This window comes from Accumulibacter sp. (assembly GCF_023806635.1).
Lineage (GTDB): Bacteria > Pseudomonadota > Gammaproteobacteria > Burkholderiales > Rhodocyclaceae > Accumulibacter.
Map to the genome: position 1 here is coordinate 22,215 of NZ_JAMTDQ010000002.1, position 20,774 is coordinate 42,988.

18 protein-coding genes are annotated in these 20,774 nt (G+C 65.2%); 1 reads left to right on the forward strand and 17 read right to left on the reverse strand.

The window, feature by feature from the left end; genetic code table 11:
- Positions 1-19: 19 nt before the first annotated feature.
- From NFW30_RS00155 to NFW30_RS00225, 15 genes are all read right to left on the reverse strand, one after another.
- Positions 20-904: an AAA family ATPase gene (locus NFW30_RS00155; protein ID WP_295349725.1), complete on the reverse strand. Its 885-nt coding sequence runs from the start codon at positions 902-904 to the stop codon at positions 20-22.
- On the reverse strand, positions 897-2,228 hold the full coding sequence (gene flhF / locus NFW30_RS00160) for a flagellar biosynthesis protein FlhF (RefSeq protein ID WP_295349726.1): 1,332 nt from the start codon (positions 2,226-2,228) through the stop codon (positions 897-899). Before flhF ends, NFW30_RS00155 begins: the two co-directional genes overlap by 8 nt.
- On the reverse strand, positions 2,225-4,309 hold the full coding sequence (flhA, locus tag NFW30_RS00165; protein WP_295349728.1) for a flagellar biosynthesis protein FlhA: 2,085 nt from the start codon (positions 4,307-4,309) through the stop codon (positions 2,225-2,227). The genes flhF and flhA overlap by 4 nt, the downstream gene beginning before the upstream one ends.
- Positions 4,302-5,441: a flagellar biosynthesis protein FlhB gene (flhB, locus tag NFW30_RS00170; RefSeq protein WP_295349729.1), complete on the reverse strand. Its 1,140-nt coding sequence runs from the start codon at positions 5,439-5,441 to the stop codon at positions 4,302-4,304. Before flhB ends, flhA begins: the two co-directional genes overlap by 8 nt.
- A gap of 179 nt (positions 5,442-5,620) precedes the next feature.
- Positions 5,621-7,558: a chemotaxis protein CheA gene (locus tag NFW30_RS00175; protein ID WP_295349730.1), complete on the reverse strand. Its 1,938-nt coding sequence runs from the start codon at positions 7,556-7,558 to the stop codon at positions 5,621-5,623.
- Positions 7,559-7,568: 10 nt separating this feature from the next.
- Positions 7,569-8,417, reverse strand: a complete 849-nt coding sequence (cheZ, locus tag NFW30_RS00180) for a protein phosphatase CheZ (protein ID WP_295349731.1) — start codon at positions 8,415-8,417, stop codon at positions 7,569-7,571.
- 1 nt (position 8,418) lies between these two features.
- A complete protein-coding gene (gene cheY / locus NFW30_RS00185; protein WP_295349732.1) occupies positions 8,419-8,808 on the reverse strand; it encodes a chemotaxis response regulator CheY in 390 nt (129 codons plus the stop codon).
- Between the two features lie 20 nt (positions 8,809-8,828).
- Entirely contained in the window at positions 8,829-9,767 is a 939-nt protein-coding gene (locus NFW30_RS00190; RefSeq protein WP_295349733.1) for a chemotaxis protein, read from the reverse strand.
- Positions 9,768-9,790: 23 nt separating this feature from the next.
- Positions 9,791-10,762: a chemotaxis protein gene (locus NFW30_RS00195; protein ID WP_295349735.1), complete on the reverse strand. Its 972-nt coding sequence runs from the start codon at positions 10,760-10,762 to the stop codon at positions 9,791-9,793.
- A 109-nt stretch (positions 10,763-10,871) separates the two neighbouring features.
- Positions 10,872-12,572, reverse strand: a complete 1,701-nt coding sequence (locus NFW30_RS00200; RefSeq protein WP_295349736.1) for a methyl-accepting chemotaxis protein — start codon at positions 12,570-12,572, stop codon at positions 10,872-10,874.
- A 164-nt stretch (positions 12,573-12,736) separates the two neighbouring features.
- Positions 12,737-14,674 (reverse strand): adenylate/guanylate cyclase domain-containing protein, encoded by a 1,938-nt coding sequence (locus NFW30_RS00205; protein ID WP_363322040.1) that lies wholly within the window; start codon positions 14,672-14,674, stop codon positions 12,737-12,739.
- A gap of 91 nt (positions 14,675-14,765) precedes the next feature.
- Entirely contained in the window at positions 14,766-15,356 is a 591-nt protein-coding gene (locus NFW30_RS00210) for an OmpA family protein (protein WP_295349737.1), read from the reverse strand.
- Positions 15,353-15,805 carry a FecR domain-containing protein gene (locus NFW30_RS00215; protein WP_295349738.1) on the reverse strand — a complete coding sequence of 151 codons (453 nt, stop codon included), beginning with the start codon at positions 15,803-15,805 and terminating at the stop codon, positions 15,353-15,355. Before NFW30_RS00215 ends, NFW30_RS00210 begins: the two co-directional genes overlap by 4 nt.
- Before the next feature lie 166 nt (positions 15,806-15,971).
- Positions 15,972-16,403, reverse strand: coding sequence for a flagellar assembly protein FliW (fliW, locus tag NFW30_RS00220; RefSeq protein WP_295349739.1), 432 nt, complete (start codon positions 16,401-16,403; stop codon positions 15,972-15,974).
- Complete coding sequence (locus NFW30_RS00225) at positions 16,393-16,749, reverse strand: hypothetical protein (RefSeq protein WP_295349740.1); 357 nt, start codon at positions 16,747-16,749, stop codon at positions 16,393-16,395. Before NFW30_RS00225 ends, fliW begins: the two co-directional genes overlap by 11 nt.
- Between NFW30_RS00225 and NFW30_RS00230 the strand changes: the two genes are divergently transcribed.
- The gene (locus tag NFW30_RS00230; protein ID WP_295349741.1) at positions 16,717-19,041 is read left to right on the forward strand and encodes a Tex family protein; all 2,325 of its coding nucleotides are present in this window, start codon (positions 16,717-16,719) and stop codon (positions 19,039-19,041) included. The genes NFW30_RS00225 and NFW30_RS00230 overlap by 33 nt on opposite strands.
- Positions 19,042-19,840: 799 nt before the next feature.
- On the opposite strand, the gene tnpB is transcribed toward NFW30_RS00230, so the two are convergent.
- Entirely contained in the window at positions 19,841-20,188 is a 348-nt protein-coding gene (gene tnpB / locus NFW30_RS00235; RefSeq protein ID WP_295349743.1) for an IS66 family insertion sequence element accessory protein TnpB, read from the reverse strand.
- Complete coding sequence (locus NFW30_RS00240; RefSeq protein WP_295349744.1) at positions 20,176-20,592, reverse strand: hypothetical protein; 417 nt, start codon at positions 20,590-20,592, stop codon at positions 20,176-20,178. The genes tnpB and NFW30_RS00240 overlap by 13 nt, the downstream gene beginning before the upstream one ends.
- Positions 20,593-20,774 lie beyond the last annotated feature (182 nt).

A 20,774-nucleotide genomic window follows, 5' to 3' on the forward strand; every position in this document is an offset into this window, starting at 1 on the left:
GCGTCCTGGGGGGGAGCTATCAGGCGTAGATAGCCGTTGCGTGAATGCGTTGGCTCAAGTGTAGCAGCAGTTGCACGAAATGTTCGAGCCCCCCTCGCTCATCGCTTCCGAGCGGCCACTCCAGAATCTGCTCCGCGAGCATGCGATAGGCGCGTGCCGCTGGTGCCTCCGGAAACAGTACGGCCACCGGCTGGCAGAGCCTCGAAGCCTGCCGCAGCTGTCCATCGAGCGGCACCCAGCCGGCGTACTCGAGACGCGCCAGCCGGCGGCTGTCGGTGACGCGCGCCATGTTGTCATGGATCGCCAGCGCCTCGACCTCGCTTCGCACCCGGTTGAGCAGGATGCGGAAACGCCTGTGTGCATACCCCAGGCTGACCTTCTTGATCAGTGCGTAAGCCTCGGTGATGGCGCCAACCTCTGCCGCGACGACGACCACTGTCTCCTGCGCCGCGAGCCCAAGCGGGGAGAAGCCCAACGGGTGGTCGAGGGAGGTATCTACGAGCACGACGTCGACCGGCGGGAGGAGTTCGGCCAGGCATGCAACCAGGGTTCGCTGCTCGCGCTCCCCCAGTGAGCCGAGTTGGCCGACGACCCGGGCCACCGGCAAGACACGGATTCCCGGCGCAACCTGGACCAACACATCCTCGAGTCGCTTCTCGTGACTGATCACCTGTTGCAGATCATTGGCGACGAAAGCGCCGAAAAACGAGGCGACACCGGCGCCGGGGTGTTCGTCAATCACCAGGACTTCCCTGCCAACGCGCGCCAGGGACGCCGCCAGGTTGGCCACCGCAGTGCTTTGGCCGACACCCGCACCACCAGCCGTGAAGCTGATGCTGCGCAACTGCGGGCGGCCGAGAAGTCGGCGCAACCCAGTGGCCTGATCCCCGCGAAAATCAGCCACGCTGTCCTCCGACAGACAACATGCCTTCACTGCCGGCGGCCATCATCAGTCCTGGTTCGACTCCGGCAAGCCGATGCGGCGAGAATTCGGGCAGGTCCTTGAAGGCGCGATGCAAGAGGTATGGTCGATTCGGCAGGTGCAGGTCTTCCGGGACACGCTGGCCATTGGACACGTAGTACAGCCGCAACTCGTGGCGAATGACCACATCGAGAGACGAAGCCAGGCTGGCTGCCTCATCGACCTTGGTCAGCACGCAACCCGCAAGCCCAAGCCCGCTGTAGGCACGCACGACATCGTCGAGGGTATCGCCGCGACCGGTTGCCGCCAGCAGGAGCAACGATCTGACGTCGCTGTCGCGAAACATCGCCACCTGCTCGCCGACCATCCGATCTCTCTGGCTCATGCCCATGGTGTCGATCAGCACCATGTGGGTATGCCGCAGATCATGCAGTGTCGCCCGCAGGTCCTTGGCGTCCCGCGCCAGGTGGACCGGTACACCGAGGATGCGCCCGTAGATGCGCAACTGCTCGTGCGCCCCGATGCGATAGCCGTCCGTCGTCACCAGCGCAAGCTTGCGCGCTCCATGCCGCAGGACACAGCGCGCCGCCAGCTTGGCGGCGGTCGTCGTCTTGCCGACCCCCGTCGGTCCGACCAGGGCATAGATTCCCCCTTGGTCGACAATGTCCCTCTCGCCGTCGATGGTCAGCATGGCGCGCTCCGCGCGCCCGCGCACCCAGGCCAAAGCCTGCGCCGCGTCGAGATCGCGCGGCAATTCGGCCAGCAGCTCGCGAGCGAACCGCGGCGAGAAGCCGGCGTCGAGCATCTGCCGCAGGATCTCGGTCTTCACCGGCTCCGACCGCGCCCCCTCGCCCCAGGCGAAACCAGCCAGCTGTTGTTCGACGATGCGGCGCAGGGAGCGAATCTCGTCCATCACCGCCGCTGGCACGACCGCGGCTCCGGCAGCAGGGGAATCGTCGCCCTCGCCCGGTGGCGGCGACGCAGCCGACGGCGGTGCGGTGGCTTCCAACCGGGTGCCCACTTGGGCACGCGGGACTGTTGCCGTGACACGTGCGGCTGCCCGACCATCGGCGCGGCCCCGCTCGCGGGCAGTCACCGCCGTCACGTCGGCGATACCGCCATCCGGACGCCGCGGCTCGCGGGAGGGCGGCACGATCATCTCCATGTCGCTGGCTGCGACCGCCATGATCTCGACGCCGCCCGGAATCCCACGATTGGAAAGGATGATCGCGTCCGGCCCGAGGGTCTCCCTGACCTTTCGCAAGGCGTCGCGCGCTGTCGCGGCGATGAATTTCCTGACGTTCATGCTCGTTGTCCGATGATGGATGTCACTTTGATCGTTCGATGTTCAGGCACTTCAGCGTGCGCCAGAACCTTGAGCTGCGGAATGGTGCGGCGCAGGAAGCGTGACAGCAGACTGCGCAGTGCGGCTGAGACCAGAAGGACCACGGGCAGGCCGGCCTCCTCCTGCCTCTGCGCCGCTGCCAACACCTCGCGCAGCAGCGTGTCGGCCAGGCCCGGTTCGATTCCGACGGCGTCGCCAGCACCGGTGACTGCCTGCTGCAGCAGTCGCTCGAGCTGCGGGTCGAGTGCCATCACCTGCAGCTCGGATGCACCGGGATAGAGATCCTGAACGATCGAACGGCCCAGCGCGATGCGCACCTGTGCCGTCAGCACGTCCGCATCCTGCGAGCGAGGAGCGCCGTCAGCCAAGGTTTCGATCACCGTCCGCATGTCACGCAGGGAGACGCCCTCATCGAGGAGGTTGCGCAGGACCTTCTGTACCACTCCCAATGAAAGGGCCTTGGGTACGAGGTCTTCGACCAGCTTCGGCATCTCCTTCGCCAGGTGATCCAGGAGAGCCTGCGTCTCCATCCGCCCAAGGAGCTCGGCGGCATGCGACAGGATCAGGTGATTGAGGTGCGTTGCGACCACGGTGCTCGGATCGACGACCGTGTAGCCGTAAGCCTGAGCCTGCTCGCGAACCCCCGGATCGATCCACACGGCTGGCAGACCGAAGGCCGGATCCTTGGTTGTCGTCCCCGGCACCTGCCCTGCCACGCGGCCGGGATTGATCGCCAGCAGATTGCCGGGGAAGGCTTCGCCCTCGCCGATCTCGACCCCCTTGAGCAGGATCTTGTACGCATTGGGCTTCAGCTCGAGGTTGTCGCGTATGTGTACCGGCGACACCAGAAAACCGACGTCCTGGGCGAACTTCTTCCGGATGCCGCGAATGCGGCGCAGCAACTCGCCATCCTGCGCCTTATCGACCAACGGGATCAAACGATAGCCGACCTCCAGGCCGAGAACGTCGAGCGGCGTCACGTCCGCCCAGCTCGCTTCCTGCACTTCCCTCGCCACCGGCGGCGCTGGCGCAACCGGCAGTGGCTTCTCCTCCGTCCGCTGCCGGTCAAGACGCCAGGCCGCCGCCGCCAGCGTACCGCCAAGGAGCAGGAAAATGAAGTTGGGCATGCCGGGAATCAACCCGAGGAGGCCGATGATTGCAGCTGTCAGATAGAGCGGCTTCGGATTGTGGAACAGCTGTGCGGCAAACTGCTGCGAGACGTCCTCGTCGTCACCAACGCGGGTCACCACCATGCCGGCGGCAATCGAGACGATCAGCGCCGGGATCTGGGCGACCAGGCCATCACCGATGGTCAACAGGGTGTAGGTTCGCGCCGCGGTTGCGACATCCAGGTTGTGCTGCAGGACACCGACGAACAAGCCGCCGACGACATTGATCAACATGATCAGGATGCCGGCTATCGCGTCACCGCGGACGAACTTCGATGCACCATCCATCGATCCGAAGAAGTCCGCCTCCTGGGCGATGGTCGACCGCCGCTTGCGCGCCTCGTCCTCGCCGATCAACCCGGCATTGAGGTCGGCATCGATCGCCATCTGCTTGCCCGGCATCGCGTCCAGAGTGAAGCGGGCAGCGACTTCGGCGACCCTGCCGGCACCTTTGGTGATGACCACGAAGTTGATGATCACCAGAATCGTGAACACCACCAGCCCAACCCCATAGTTGCCACCGACGAGGAAGTGACCGAAGGCTTCGATGACGTGCCCGGCCGCCGCCGGACCGGTGTGCCCTTCGAGCAGGACCACACGCGTCGAGGCGACGTTGAGGGACAGGCGCAGCAGTGTCGTGACCAGCAGGACGGTGGGAAAAACCGAAAAGTCGAGCGGTTTCATCACGCTCATGGCAACCAGCATGACGATCACCGAGATGGCGATATTGAAGGTGAAGAAGAGGTCGAGCAGGAACGGCGGCAACGGCAAGACCATCATCGCCAGGATGAGCAGGATCAGCAACGGGCCAGCCAGCTGCCGCTGGCCGAAGCGCGCAACGAAATCCTGCAGGGCGATGGTTCCGCTAGCCACGTTCAGACTCCGGGAGGAGTTCAGGAGGAACCGCGATCCGGTCAGGTGGCAGCGGCTGGTCACCGCCAGCCTGCTGCCAATGGCTCAACTGATAGACGTAGGCGAGCACCTCGGCGACCGCTGCATAAAGCAGCGCCGGAATCTCCTGGTCGAGGTCGACGTGCCGGTGCAGCGCCCGCGCCAGCGCCGCCGCCTCGACCAAGGGCACACCGTTGCTGGCACCCAGGTGGCGAATCTTCAGCGCGATCTCGCCGGCCCCCTTGGCGAGCACCTTCGGTGCGCCCATGCCGCTGCTGTAGGCGAGGGCAACGGCGTAGTGGGTCGGGTTGGTGACGATCACGTCGGCTGCCGGCACCGCAGCCATCATGCGTTTGCGGGCAGCCTCGCGCTGCAGTTGGCGGACTCGACCCTTGATCTCCGGGTTGCCTTCAAGTTCCTTGCCTTCCTGCTTCACTTCCTCGCGGCTCATCTTGAGCTTGTCGTGGTACTGCCAGAGCTGGAACGGCACATCGACGGCAACGATCAGCAACATCGCCGCAACGATGGCGAGAAAGCTGAAGCTGAGCAGGTGGCCTGCGTTCGCCAGCCCGACGGGCAGTGGCTGCGCAAACATGGCGAGCAGATCACCCCGCTCGCTCCACATCACCCAAGCGGCGACACCACCGAGCAATGAGGCCTTGGCAACCGCCTTGACGAGTTCGACGACGCCGCTCCACGATACCAGGCGAACGATCCCCTGCAGCGGGTCCAGACGGCTCGGGTCGGGCTGCAGGGCCTTGGCCGAGAAGTTCCAGCTACCCAGGAAAAAGGGCGAGAGCAGGACTGCGACAAGCAGAGCGGCGAACAGCGGGGCGAACGAGAGCAAGGCCTCGGCAGCAAGTTCGGCCAGCCGCGGCAGCATCAGCGCGGGTTCGTGCGCGGTCTGGTGGTCGATCACGAGACCGCGGCGGACCAGAGCCGACAGCCTCTGCATCATCCAGGGACCCAGCAACATGAACGCTGCCGCGCCGACGATCAGGACGAGGAAGGCACCCACCTCTCGCGAGCGCGGCACCTGCCCCTCTTCGCGAGCCTGTTCGAGGCGTCGCGCCGATGCGGGTTCGGTACGTTCGACGTCGCTTCCCTCTGCCATTTCGCGCTTCCAGTCTGGATCACCGTATTATAGAAAAACCGGTGTTAGAATAGACAGCTAGGGAATTTTATTTACATCAATTCTCGAATAGTTGCAGCTTAACAACATTCGTAGCAGTGAAGCAAAAAAACAAGGGGGCCTGCGCCCCCTGGTGCAATCGGCGGAAAATGCTCCGGCAGTCAGACGAGCAGCTCCAGTGCTCGCGGTGTCGTCGTGCGCGTGTCTCGCTCACCCTTGGCAGCGAGATCGGACAACAACTCCTTCATGTCCAGAATGAGAACGATCTGACCATTCGACAGTGTCGTCACTCCAGCCACCCCGCGAGGCCGGAAATCGTCGAGTGCCTTGATCACCGCATCATCGCGCCCGGCGAAGTTGTCCACCGCCAGTATGAAGCTTCGCTCGGCAGTCTGCATGAGGACACCAAACTCGGGCCGCCGCGCTTGCGGCCATCCGAGAAGGCGCGCCAAGGCAATGACGGGAAGAATCTCGCCGCGCACCACCAACGTTTCCCTGCCACCCACCTCCTGCATTCGATCGTGGTCGATCGGCAGGATTTCCCGTACCAGCGACAGCGGCAGGGCAAAGGGCTGGTCTTCCAGGAGGACGAGCAGCACTGGCAGGATGGCCAGCGTCAACGGCAAGGAAATGACGAAAACCGAACCCTTGCCGGGTTCGGAACGGATCTCGATCGACCCATTGAGTTTCTGGATGTTCGTCTTCACGACATCCATGCCGACGCCACGCCCGGACACCGCCGAAGCCTTGGCCATGGTCGAAAAGCCCGGCAGTAAAATGAGGTTGAGACTCTGCCGGTCATCGAGCGTGTTGGCATCTTCCTCGCTGATGATGCGCTTCTCGACAGCCTTCGCACGGATGCGCTCCGGACTCATCCCGCGCCCGTCATCGGCGACCATCAGGACGATGTGATCACCTTCCTGGCGCGCTTCGAGGCGGATGACGCTTTTCGCCTGCTTGCCCGCTGCGCGCCGCTCGTCGGGTGACTCGACCCCATGATCAACCGCATTGCGGATCAGATGGATCAGCGGGTCGGCCAGATCCTCGATCATCGTCTTGTCGACCTCGGTTTCTTCTCCGATCAGGGCCAGTTCGACATCCTTGCCCAACTGCCTGGCGAGGTCGCGCGCGATGCGCGGGTATTTCTGGAACAGGCGGCCGATCGGCTGCATGCGCGTCTTCATGACCGAATTCTGCAGGTCGGACACCAGCAGGTCGAGTTGGCTGACTGCCTGATCGAGCGCCTGCAGGGTTTCCGAGTCCGTACGCCCGGCCAGGATGTCGGCCCGCAGGCTGGTGAGGCGGTTCTTGGTCAGGCCGATCTCGCCCGACAGGTTGAGCACCTGATCAAGCCGAGCGGTGTCCACACGGATCGTCGTCTCGCGTGCCGCCGCCCGCTCGTCGGCGCGCCGCCCAGACGGCGCGGCGCTGGCGGCAACCCCGGGCCTGTCCGTGCTGCGGCGCCCCTCGGGTGGAAAGTGTGGCTGGAGCTGCGACAGTTCGATCTCGCCGTCCTGCCGGCCGCCTTCCGTCGTATCGGTTCGGCGGGCAACGGCCGGCACACTGGCATCGGACTGGCCACTGATCGCCGCGTGCAGCGCCCGCCAGTCCGGACCCTGCTCGCCAGCGCCGGTGGCCGCGGTTGCCCCGGCAGGCCTGGCTGCGATCGGCTCCGCGGCAACGGGCGATGCGGCGGCTGGCTCGGCGGCTGTGGTCAGCGCGGTCTGCAGACCGGCACTCACTTCTGCGGCGGCGGGAGACGGCTGGCGGCCCTGGGCAATTTCGCCGAACATCTGGCGAACGCCCTTTGTGGCCGCCATGATGGTATCCATCAGGGCCGGAGTCAGTTCCTTCTCGCCATTTCTCAGCCTGTCGAAAAGGTTTTCGGTCAGGTGGCAGAGCTTCACCAGCTCGCCGGCATTGAGGAAGCCAGCGCCACCCTTGATCGTGTGAAATCCACGAAAGATATCATTGAGCAGCCGCCGATCCCCGGGGCTTCGCTCGAGATCGACGAGCTTGTTGTCGACATCCGACAGCAGGTCACCGGCTTCCTGCAGGAAATCCTGCAGCAGGTCCTCCATCCCCGCAAAATCGCTCATCGCGAACCTCCTAGAATCCCAGGCTGCCGAGCAGCTCATCCACCTGCTGCTGTGACACGACGACGTCGGTGCGACCATCTGGGTTGATCACCGGCCCGTTGAGCAGGCTGTTGACCGATTCGGTACGCCGCTCGCCAGGCAGCGTCTCGATCAGCACCTCCATCAGTTGCGCCTCGAGTTCGTGCGCGACCTGGATGATCTTCTTGATCACCTGGCCGGTGAGATCCTGAAAGTCCTGGGCCATCATGATCTCCAGCAGTTGTGCCTTGGTTGCCTCCGTCTTCGCCGGCAACGCCTGTTTGAGAAAGGAACGGGTCTCCTCGGCCAGGAGCCTGAACTCGTCGACCGCCAACCGGTTGGCAAACAGCGCGTCCCAGCGGGTCGCCAGTGCACCTGAAGCGGCTTCGAGTTGCTCCTGCAGCGGGTTGGCAATGTCGGTGGCGTTGAGGACGCGGCAGGCAGCCTGCTCGGTCAGCGTGGCGACGTAGTTGAGCCGCTCCCTGGCATCCGGAATGGCGGAAACGGTGCTCTCGAGCAATTCGCTGTAACCCAGTTGGCCCAGTGTGTCGTGCAGCTGGCGGGCCATCTGACCGACACGCTTGAATACCCGGTCCTGTCCCTGCCATTCCGCCGCCGCTCCCGCTACAGCCGTGGCCGCCTGTACCCCCCGCACGGAATCGAACAGCGCCTGCAGCTCGTCACTGTCGTCTCCTCCATCTCCTTCACGCAACTGCTGCAGCAGCGAGGCCGCCTTGGCGGCAGGTGGCACTGCAGGGCTGGTGGCCGCGATCCCCGAGGCGATGCTGTCGAACAGGGCCTCGAGTTCGCTTGAATCGCCGGAGGTGTCGCTTTCGTTCATCTCAGCCCCCCATCCTGTCGAAGATCTTCTGCAGCTTCTCTGCCAGCGTTGCCGCCGTGAAAGGCTTGACGATGTAACCACTGGCACCCGCCTGCGCGGCGGCGATGATGTTTTCCTTCTTCGCCTCGGCGGTGATCATCAGCACCGGCAGGTGTTTCAACGTCGCTGAAGCACGGATGGCCTGCAGAAGCTGCAGACCATCCATGTTCGGCATGTTCCAGTCGGTCACCACAAACTCGAAGCCGCCGTTGTTGAGCTTCTGCAGAGCCACCGCGCCATCCTCGGCTTCATCGACGTTGGCAAAGCCGAGTTCCTTCAGGAGATTCCGGACGATGCGCCGCATCGTCGAGAAATCGTCCACCACGAGAATCCTCATCTTGGGATCAGCCATCATTGACTCCGATCGTTCGCTCAGCGCTCGAGCAGGGGGCGCAGGGTGTCGGCGAGAACCTCTGCGTCGAACTTGGCCACGTAGGAGTCGACACCCACGGCCTTGCCCATGGCATGGTTGGCCTGTGACGACAGCGACGAGTGCATGACGACCGGAATGCCCGAGAACCGGGAATCCGCCTTGATGTTTCTGGTAAGGACGTAGCCATCCATCTCCGGCATCTCGGCGTCCACCAGGATCAGGCGAATCTCGTCGCGCAACGCGTTGCGACTCTGCTCTGCGTGCGCCGCAAGCGCCTGCAGGCGGCTCCACGCTTCGGCACCATTGGTGGCGTGCTTGTGCCGGACGCCGAGTTTGTCCAGCACCTCGGTGATCTTGCGCCGGGCGACCACCGAATCATCGACGAAGAAGATGCTGGCATCCTGGTCGACGTTGGCTGGTGGAATATCCACGATGATCGCCTCGCCGAAAGCGTTGGCCAGGATCTGCTCGACGTCGAGAATCGATACCAGCTTGCCGTCGTCCAGTTCGGTGACTGCAGTGATCAGGCCCTGGTTGGTGGACAGGAGGTTCTCCGGAGCCCTGACCTTCTCCCAGTCCACCCGGATGATGCGGTCCACTTCATGCACCAGAAAACCGAGGGTCCGCTTGGAATACTCGGCCACCATCATCGTCCTGCCGTACTCGTCGTGGTGCTCCCCATGCTCGAGAAAGGCAATCAGCGAGAGCACCGGAATCACGTTGCCGCGCAGGGAGATCAATCCCTCCACTCCGCGCGGCATGTTCGGCGTCTTGGTGATGGGCGGCGTCCGTCCGACTTCCCGCACCTTGAAGACGTTGATGCCGAAGGTCTCGCGCGTTCCCAGCGAGAAGAGCAGGATCTCCATCTTGTTCGACCCGGCTAGACGCGTTCTCGCGTCGACGCCGTCGAGCAGGTTCTTCCTTTCGGCCAACTCCATCCTATCGCTCCTGTGAGGTCCGTTCAGCAGGATGGCAGCGCTGGCACACCGCCGCCCTGCAGTCTGCGCGTCAGCGTTTCCGAAAGCCGCTGCGGCTCGAACTTCGGCACATACTCGTCAACGCCGACGGACTTGCCGAGTTGCTGGTTCGACATGCCCGACAGCGACGAGTGCATGATGACCGGCACGCCGGCAAATCGCGGATCGGACTTGATCTTCTTGGTCAGGATGTAGCCGTCCATCTCGGGCATCTCGATGTCCGTCAGGACAAGACTGATCAGGTCGCTGACTGGCTGACCGGAGGCCTGTGCGTAGGCGGCCATCTTCTCCAGTTCCAGCCAAGCATCAAGGCCGTTGATCGCGGCGACGTACTTGACCCCCATCGCCCCCAGGGTACGCTCGATCTGCTTGCGCGCAACCGAGGAATCGTCGGCGAAGAAGACCGTCAAACCCGGATTGTCGAGTGGCTTGATGTTGCGGTAGACGATCTCGTCGTCGTAGTTGGTGGTTTCAGAGAGGATCTTCTCGACATCCATCATCATCACCAGACGGCCATCCGGCAGTTCGGTGACGGCCGTCACCAGACCACCCAGCTCGGCCAGCAACATAGCGGGCGGCACCCGCATCTGCCCCCAGTCGAGGCGCAGGATGGTATCAACGCCCTCGACCAGGAAGCCCTGTGTATGGCCGGCATATTCGGTGATGATCATTATCGAACGTGGCGTCTGCGTGTCGACCCGGGCATAGCGGGCGAGGTCCACGACCGGCACCAGCGCACCGCGCAGGCTGACCATGCCCTCGACCGAGGGCGGCATCTCGGGCGCCGCCGTGATCGGCGGCGTGCGCATCACTTCGCGCACCTTGAAAACGTTGATGCCGAAGGTTTCGCGACGCCCAGTGCGCGCATCGGTCCCGAGGGAGAAAAGCAGGATCTCCAGCTTGTTGGTTCCGGCCAGCTTGGTCCGGGCATCAACGTTCTTCAGCAAGTCCGACATATATCTTCCTCTTGCAGCAGTCAGCGCCGATCGAATCGCCGACATCTTAATCGAATCGTCGTCCGCGCGCCAAGGTCGCCTGTGGTGTCAACCGTGTGCACTTTCCGCTTCACACCTCGGTCCTGTAGCCGATGCGGAAGCCTCCCCAGTGGCGGCCCTTGACGTAGATCGGAGCGGAAATGTCGTGCATCAACTCACCCGTGTCGCGGCGATAGGTCTGCAACAGGAACGAATGCTCGTGACCACCGCAGCGCTTGCCGACCGGGTCGTCGAAGATGCGCTTGCTGCGGTTGCGCACGAAATCGACCTTCTCGTCACCCGTCAGGGGTTGCGCGAACACCCGGTTGTGGGTCGGCACATAGCCATTGCGGTCGATGCAGATGGCGTAGACCAGACATTCGTGCTGCGCCAGCACCTGCTCCTGAACGGGTGCCACGGCCTGATCGGTGAACTCGTCGAAGCGCGTCCGGTACTTTTGCGGCCGAGTATTCGGCAGCGGTTGGTAGCGCTCGTCGAACAGATCGTCCAGGCCGATCCTGCCGGCATCGACGGCGCCGTCGAAGAGCTTGCCGACTGTCCGGGCTGCCTCGATGACGATGTCGGGCATGCGGGTATGGACGCCCACTGCCTGCTCACCGGCCGCCCCCAACCTGAAGACATTGCCGACCTCCTTGAGGTTTTCGGCGAGGCACTCGACGTGATCGACCGCCAGCAGCGTCTGCCCGCTGACCTCGCTGTTTGCCTCGGCCATCTGCCTGATGTTGCGCACATGCTCGGCGATGCTCGCGCCTGTACGCGTCTGCTGCGCGACCGCAGCGGCGATTGCCTCCACCTTCTCGAGTGTCTGCCGTGCCCCGCTGTTGATGCCGTCGAGCGCCTGCGCTGCCTGCCTTGCGAGTTCGGCACCCTTGCGCGCCTGACCGCTGCCCGCCTCGATGCTGGCAATCGCCGATTGCGTCTCGCCCTGGATGGCAGTGATCATCTGGCTGATCTCGCCGGTCGCCTGCGAGGTTCGTTCCGCAAGCTTGCGCACCTCGTCGGCGACGACCGCGAATCCACGCCCGTGCTCCCCCGCCCGCGCTGCCTCGATGGCTGCATTGAGGGCCAGCAGATTGGTCTGGTCGGCGATTTCGCGAATCGTCTGGACAATGCCGCTGATGGCTCGGGATCGTTCGCCGAGCGCACCGACCACGGTCGCCGACTGGCTCACCGAGGCAGCGATCTGCTCCATCTCTGCCGAGGCCATGCGGGCAATCGACATGCCGTCACTGGACAGACTGTTTGATCTCTCGGCGATACCCGCCGTTTCGCTGGCTTTCTCACTCACCTCGTTCAACTGGAGGGTCAGACTGGCCATCTCGTCAGCGGTCGCCAAGGCGGCGTCCCGCTGCTCGTTCGATCCGGCGGCCACCCGTCGGGCATCACCGATCAACTGCTGCGAAGCGGTGCCGACTTCGATCGAGTTGAACAACAGCTTGCCCACGATGATGGCGAAGCTCTCCATCAGGCGGTTGTAGTCGGCTGCAACAAGCGCCAGCTCATCCCCGCCGACGGCGGCTGCGCGCCTGGTCAAGTCGCCATCGGCGTAGGTTCCCGTGATCACCGCCCGCAGGCCCTGCAGCCGCCCCAGCAGGTTCCGCTCGACCACCATGGCCATGGCGACGGCAGCGAGGAGCACGAGTCCCGTTGCCGGCAACCAGCCGGACATGCCGCCACCCAGGACGGAATGGCCGAGCCAGCCGGCTGCGACCGTCAGCAGCACCATCAACAGCAGCGCCGCACGGATTCTCCACGCCAGTCCCATCATCATCGTCGTCTCCTCATCGTCGCTGCAGCGCTCTTCACCATCAGCAAAACGGCAGAAGAAGCCCGACCTTTAGAGACTTCGCCAAGTCGGCGAGGTCGCCGCCGGCGTTGCCGGGCAAGCGGTGCCTCTGCGTCACGACTCGCGCCACCTGCAGCCGGGCCCGGCGCTCAGTCGGCCAGCGGTTCGTGGATGGTCACCCGCGCCGCACGGCCACGAACAGCCACGCGGTCAAGCTCGCGGCACGGCCAGTCGCCAAGTTGCTGCCGCGTCGCCTCACCGACGATCACCCCGGCCTCATAATGCGCCGACAGACCCTGCAAGCGTGCGGCCAGATTCACGGCATCGCCAAGCACGGTGTAGGCCCGTCGATGCCGCGAACCCATGTCGCCGACGACCATGACGCCGCTGTTGATGCCGATACCGATGTGCAGCTGTGGCCAGCCACGCACTGCCAGCAGCCGATTGAGCGCCGGCAACGCTGCCTGCATCGCCAGGGCAGCGGCAACCGCGTGCCGCGCGTGCAGCGGGTCGGCAACCGGCGCTCCCCAGAAGGCGACGATGGCGTCACCGACGTACTTGTCGAGCGTTCCCCTGTGCGCCCGGATGACATCGGTCATCGCCGACAGGTAGTCGTTCATCATCGTCGCCAGCTCATTGGCCGGCATCTGTTCGGCAATCGTCGTGAAGCCGCGGATATCGGCGAAGAGCACCGTCAATTCGGCACTGCGACCGCGCATGTCGTAGCGCTCCGGATCACGGCTCATTTCATCCACGAGCTCCGGCGGCACGTACTGACCGAAGAGCGCCGCCAGCCGGCGGCGGGCGCGCGACTCGACGAACGAGCCGAAGAACAGTTGCAGCACCAGTAGCAGCAGCAGCAAGCAGAGGCTGGTGGCAGCCGGCAGGACCAGGCCTGCCGTCCCCCAGGCAAGCAGGATGAGGACGGCCAGCACGAGGACGAGCATCATGGTCAGACCGACCGCAGCCTGGGGTGACAATCGCGGCAGCAGTCGCAGCAGCAGCAGGGCGAGAAAGGATAGCACGGCCACTTCGAGCGGCATCGTCCAGGCTGGCACGTGCGGCAGCGATCCGGCCAGCAACCCGGCGAGCAGATTGGCATGCACCTCGACTCCCGGAAGCAGCTCATTGACCGGAGTGACCCGCTGATCGAGCAACCCCGGAGCGCTGCTGCCGAGGAGAACGATCCGCCCGCGCAGGGCGTCGCCAGGCAGCCTGCCGGCGGCAACGTCGGCCGCCGAGTGGTAGTGGAATCCTCCCGCCGCCCGGCGAAACGGCAGCAATACAGCCCCTTGAGGGTCCACCGCGATGAGGCGCAAGCCACGCGTGCCGTGCAATTCGATGGCGGTCAGCGGCGGCCCGGTGGCCTGCCCTGGCAGCGGGTCGGCGAAGCGCAGCCGCAGCGCCGGATCGCCGAGAAGCAATCGCGCCATGATCAGCGGCAGTGCACCGTGGATCTGATCGGCATGCCTCGCCAGCAACCAGCCGCGCCGCACCACGCCATCAGGATCGACCGGTGCGCCAAGGAAGCCGCCGCCCGCTGCCACCTGCTGCAGCAACGGCAGGTTGGCACCATAACCCGGCCAGTCTGTCAGACCGGTCGCCTGGACACGTTCGCCAGCGTCGATCGGCAAAGCTGGCGGCAGCGCACCGCTCCTCGCCGCAGCCGCGCCGGTGGACAGGTGGAAACCAAGCACCACCGGATGTCGCCGCAGGACGTCGGCGAGTCGGCCATCGTAGTCGAGTGTCGGCCGCAGGCCTTCGACGGTGGCGCGAAAGGCAGCGTTCTGCCGCAGGGGCCCGCGTGCCAGAGACTCCAGCACGGGCAACCCGGAGCTTTCGTCGGCCTCCGCCAGGATGAGGTCGAGGCCGAGCAACAGCGCGCCATGATCGGTGAAGATCCGTTCGACCAGCTCGGCCAGCCGGGCACGGTTCCACGGCCAGCGCCCGAGTTCGGCCAGCGAGCGCTCATCGATATCGACGATGACGATGCGCTCATCGATCGGCGCCTGCGCAAACCAGCGCACACGGGCATCGTACAAGGCTGCGTCGAGACGGTTCAGGACAGCGAGCTCGATGAAACGCAAGCTGTGCGCCAGGAGCACGCCAAGCAGCAGCAGCCCAAGCAGAGCGCGCCAACTGGCAGCTGAAAGGCCCCATCGGTTCTTCGCCGCCCAGTCAGCGAAGCTTGATCTCGACACGGCGATTGCGGGGCTCGGCCACGCCGTCCTCGGTAAAGACCACCGGCTCGCGTTCGCCCCGACCGACGACGCTGATCGCAGCGGGCGCAACGCCGGCCTGGATCAGTTGCTCTCGCCCCGCCTCGGCGCGGCGCAGCGAGAGCCGGTCGTTGGCCTCGGAGCTGCCGACGCGGTCGGTATGTCCGATGACGATCGCCTCTGGCGCTGGCAGGCTGGCGAGCTGGTCACGAATCATCGGCAACTTGCTGCGCGACTCGGGAGTCAGGATAGTGGTGCCGGTTTCAAAATGGACGACGTAGACGCGCGGGCGCGCCGGTTGCAGGTCGAGCAGCCGGCCATACGCATCGCGCACCATGCGGGGACTGCTGGTCAGCCTGCGCGGCATGCCGCCGCGGACATCGACCCCGCTGTATGGCTCGGAGAGCAGGATCTCGCCACCGGCGGCCGCCACCGAAAGCGCGCCGACGCGACCGTCCGGGCCAGGCAAGAGCAGAACGTGGTCCGACACTCGCGAACAGGCGGCGAGTGCCAGCCAGACGACGCAGGGGACGATCCGCAAAGAACTCATTCGCCTGCCTCGTGCGCTTCGATGATGAACTCGGTACCCCGGATGCCGAGAACGACATTCGGCGTCCTGAACCTGACGTTCTCGGGACTCTGCCTGGCCAGCAGACCAGTCACGACGCTCAGCGTACCCTTCAGCAGGGTGGTCAGCATGTTGCCTTCGCGCGTCGTCGGGTCAAAGCGGAACTCGTTGATCAACAGGGTGCTGTTTGGTCCCGCGGTGAGGAGGGTGTCATCCGCCAGCGTGATGCCCACCGCGCCATCGACACCCGTACGAACGCGGTCCCCGACATGCACCGGGCTGCCCACCTGCACCGGCTGCGTCAAACCGGCACGTTCCAGATTGACGCTGCCTTCGCAGCGCTTCACCTTGCCGATCCCCAGGCCCTGGTCGGCACTGGCAGTCATGGCGAAGACGAGCAGCAGGGATGACAACAGGTGACGGAACCTCAATACCGGACCCTCCTTCCGGTCAGCCGAATCAGTGTCGAGAAAAGCTTGCCAGCTCTGTGCAGACCGTGCCCTGCCAACATGTGCAGACACGTCCGGCAGCACCCGGCAGTGCGGCCTTGGCATGCCGCCACCGCTGCGTCGCGAGCGCCCGGTAGCCGGCTCGCGATCAGCGCGCCCGATAGAGCAGGGTCGGGTGGACGTCCTGCAGAATCTTCTGCATCGCGCGGCGCCGCTGCAGGTTGAGAATGATCGGCGAGCGGGTGTTGGCGGCAATCGTGCCACCCGCCGCGGCATCGCGATAGACGATGATCACCACCGTCGCATCCTCGGCACGCTCCAGTTCGAGCTGGGCGCAATCGGCATCGGAAAACTCGATCTCGTACTCGAGGTCGAGCGTCCCCGGGTCAACGATGGGGAAGGCAACGGCCACATCGTCGAGCGACTGCAGCCAGAAGACGGCCGGCTGCGGCCCTTCCTGGTGGAAGACCTTGAACCGCAGACAGTCGGGAAAGCCGGCAGGGCCAACCGCGAAGGTGAACACGGTGTCCGGATCGACCGGCACATCCTTGAGCCCAAAGCGCTCGAGATCAATCTTCATCGCTTACCCCCAATCGACGTAGTTCGAAGCAGCCACCCGAAAGCGCCAATTTAACCTCTTTCATCGCCCGACGGCAATTCTCCTGGCTGCCAACCACCGCCAGCGCAAGCCGGCCGGCTTGAGTTTTGCCGCCCGATTCTGCATAGTTCGTGCCGTTTCGGGCGCTGTGCAGTCCCGATGTGGATCCGGCGGCGCGGGATCTCTTCGACGACCACTGCCTGCCGCCATTCCCTAGTTGCTGGCTGCCGTCACCGGGCGTATCGTGCGCCGCCAGCGCGAATCCACCGCCAGCCAGCCAGGTCCCGTAGAGTCCATGCCCCGCTTTGAAGATCGAGATGTCTCCCACCTGATCGCGGCAAGAATCGCCGACGAGATCGGCTGCCACCCACAGCAGGTTCTGGCAACTGCCGCCCTTCTCGACGAGGGCGCGACAGTCCCCTTCATCGCCCGCTACCGCAAGGAAGCGAGTGGCGGCCTCGACGACACCCAGTTGCGGCTTCTCGACGAGCGGCTCAACTACCTGCGCGAGCTCGAAGAGCGGCGCAGCAGCATTCTCGCCTCGATCGACCAACAAGGCCGCCTGACAGCCGAACTGGCGGACGCGATCATCGCCGCCGAGAGCAAGCAGCGGCTCGAGGATCTCTACCTGCCGTACAGGCAGAAGCGGCGCAGCAAGGCGCAGATGGCCCGCGAAGCCGGTCTCGGCCCGCTCGCGGAACTCCTGCTGACGGCGCCGACACACTCGCCCGAGACCGCGGCGGCGCGCCATCTGAACGCTGAGGCGGGTTTCGCCGACACGCGCAGCGTCCTCGATGGCGCACGCCAGATCCTGATGGAGCGCTTCGCCGAGGATCCCGAGCTGCTGGCAGAGCTGCGAGCCTACCTCGAAGCGCACGCGCAGCTCAAGGCGACGGTCATCGGCGGCAAGGAAAGCGAAGCGGCCAAGTTCCAGGACTACTTCGACTACTCCGAGGCACTGCTCGCCATCCCCTCACACCGCGCTCTGGCGCTGTTTCGTGGCCGCAATCAAGGGCTGCTGCAACTCACGCTGCTGCTCGACAGCGAACTCGACCCTGCCCCGGCAGCGACGCACAATCCCTGTGAAGCGCGCATCGCAGTGCGTTTCGGTGTTCGCGATGCGGGACGCGCGGCCGACAGGTGGCTTGCCGACACGGTTCGCTGGGCCTGGCGAATCAGGATCGCGCCGCACCTGGAGACGGAGTTGCTGGCTGCGCTGCGCGAACGCTCCGAAAGCGAAGCGATTCGCGTCTTTGGCAGCAACCTGCACGACCTTCTGCTCGCCGCTCCCGCTGGCCGGCGGCCGACGATGGGCCTCGACCCGGGCCTGCGAACGGGTGTCAAGGTGGCGGTCGTCGACGCCACCGGCAAGTTGCTCGCGACCACCACGGTCTACCCGCACGAGCCACGCCGGGACTGGGAGGGCGCGTTGCACAGTCTGGCCCTCCTCGCGCAACGGCATCGGGTCGATCTGGTCAGCATCGGCAATGGCACGGCGTCACGCGAAACCGACCGCCTGGTCGGCGAACTCATCCGGCGGCATCCGGAGATGCACCTCTGCAAGGTCGTCGTGTCGGAAGCCGGTGCTTCGGTCTATTCCGCCTCGGAGTACGCCTCGCGCGAGTTCCCGGAGCTCGATGTCAGCCTGCGAGGCGCAGTGTCGATCGCCCGCCGCCTGCAGGATCCGCTCGCCGAACTGGTGAAGATCGATCCCAAGGCCATTGGTGTCGGCCAGTACCAGCACGACGTCAGTCAGAACCGCCTTGCGAAGGCGCTCGATGCCGTCGTCGAGGACTGCGTCAATGCGGTCGGAGTCGAGGTCAACACCGCTTCGGTGCCGCTGCTCGCCAGTGTCTCCGGGCTCAGCGCGACACTGGCGGCGAACATCGTTGCCCACCGTGACCAACATGGGCCGTTCCGCAACCGCCAGCAGCTGCGCGCAGTGCCGCGCCTCGGCGAGCGAGCCTTCGAACTGGCGGCCGGCTTCCTGCGCGTCGGCGAAGGCGACAATCCGCTCGACCGCTCGGCCGTCCATCCGGAAGCCTATCCGGTGGTCGAGCGAATCCTCGCCGACACGGGCAGAAGCATTGGCGACCTGATCGGCGACTCACGGACGCTGCGGGCGCTGCGGGCCGAGAAGTACGTCGACGGGCGCTTCGGCCTGCCTACCGTCAACGACATCATCAGGGAACTCGAGAAGCCGGGTCGCGACCCTCGTCCGGAGTTCCGCACCGCAGCCTTCCGCGAGGGCGTCGAGACGATCAGGGATCTACGACCGGGAATGATCCTCGAAGGCGTGGTCAGCAACGTCGCCAACTTCGGCGCTTTCGTCGACCTCGGTGTTCACCAGGACGGCCTGGTTCACGTCTCGGCAATCGCCGCGCGTTTCGTCAGGGATCCGCGCTCGGTGGTCAAGGCCGGCGACGTGGTGACAGTCAAGGTGCTCGAGGTCGACCTGGACAGGAAGAGAATCGCGCTCAGCATGCGCCTGTCTGACGAGCCGCCGGCAGTGGCCAGGGTGGGGACAGCAACGCCCCCCGGCCGGGGACGGCAGCGGCAAGAGAAGCAACCCGAAGCAGCCAGCGCAATGGCCAGTGCCTTTGCCCGGCTGCGACAGTGACGGGATGGCCGCTGCCTTTCGTGCAGATCGCGAGAGACGAGGCACGACGCGCAGGAGCGTCCGCTCTTGGCCACCCGCCGCGGACATGCTGCCGGGCAGGCCGGATGCCTCGGTACGACGGGGGGGGGTGGCGTCCGAAGTCGCGTCGGCGGCGGCTTTCTCGTCGCCGCCTTCCGCCGATGGACTGGCCGGCAGGTCCGCTGGCGGCGTTTCGCCCTTCTCCCCTTCCCCGAGCACATGGGCCGTGCTCTCGGTCGGCGCGCCGAAGAGAATCCGCCGTAGCCGTGCCAGCGTGGTTTCCTTCGTATCGAGTTCGGCGGTGATCCGCGCGAGGGTGTCCACCGCTGCCTTCAGCGTCGCCCGCTCGGTCTCGGTCAGCGGTCTGGCTCTGCTATGCTCGACGATGGCCTCGATCTCCTGCACCGGGATGGCCATCCGCTGCGGCGGGTTGTATGCAGGCCGCTTCCGGTGGGATGCCCGCTGCCGGCTCATGGCCGTACGCCAACGAGCTGGCCGAAGGCCTCCCGCAGCCGCTTCCGGGAGCGCTTCGAGCGATGACGGTGGCCCATGCGGCCACTGACTGCGGCGGCGCGGAGCTCCCGTCTGCCGTAAACCCAGCTTGGCGAACTCGCAAGCGGCATTCTCAGTCCTCCAGCAGTGACCCTTTCTACCCAAGGTATTCTGCCAAAGACCGCCGACGATGTCTAGTCCCTTCGCCAAAGCTCGTCTTCGGTATCCCCGTTGCGGTGGGTGACGACCCGCTTTCGGAAGTTCTGCTTGCGGGCTGCGCTCGCGAAGGTCAGGCGACCGCGCGCCACTCCGGGATTCCGCCGGCCGCGGCGTAGTCGCCTCCCGAGAGCAGGACCGCCAAGGCGTGCGGCGCGAGGAGCTTCCCCGGTGACGCCTGCGGCCAGAAGCGGTAGTGCCCCTGCGACAGCCGCTTTTGACAGAGCCAGAAGCCTTGCCCGTCATAGACCAGAAGTTTGACCGCCGTGCGCCGACGATTGCAGAAAACGAACACGCCGCCGCTGAACGGGTCTTGGGCCAGTTTGTGCCGCACACGTCGGGCGAGACCGTCGATGCCGCACCGAAAATCCGCTGGCTCGGCAGCTACCCAGACACGCAGGCGCGCGTTCAGCGCGAGCATGGTTGGACCTGCCAAAGGCTACGCGCGACCTCGACGAGGTGGCTACTGGCCGCTGGCGGCAGTTCGATGCGCAGCGCGCGGCCCGCTCGGTCGGTGAGAACCAGGACGCAAACGGCTGGCGCCAGCGGCAGGCCGAGATCGAGTTCGACGAAACTCGATGACACGGGCGCGCTGCGCGCGTCTTCGGCGGCGTTCCTGGCGGTCAGACGGTGCTTCAGGCTCTTGTAGTCGAGCTTCAGGGCGACGGCAACCTTGCCGATGCCGTACCGCTCGGCGAGTTCCGTCGCTTGCGACCACAGCTCCTCCGGAATGCGAGCACTGCGGCGGCGGGTGCTCCGCCACTGGGCGAGCGCCGCAGCGGTTTCGGCCAGCTGCGGGGCGGTTGCACGTAGAGACGGTGACATTGGTAGGCCTCTCGAACGGTCGTTACGGGCCTGCCAAGGTACCAGCCCAGCGCAGGGATTTCACGCAGCATTGCCGAAAGGACACGAAAGGACTGTCCCCGGTGCCCAGTCCGGTGCCGGACTCAAGCGCCGTGTTACGTCTTCCTCTCCCAGAGGGCTGAGGCGCTCGCTCATCCCGCGAA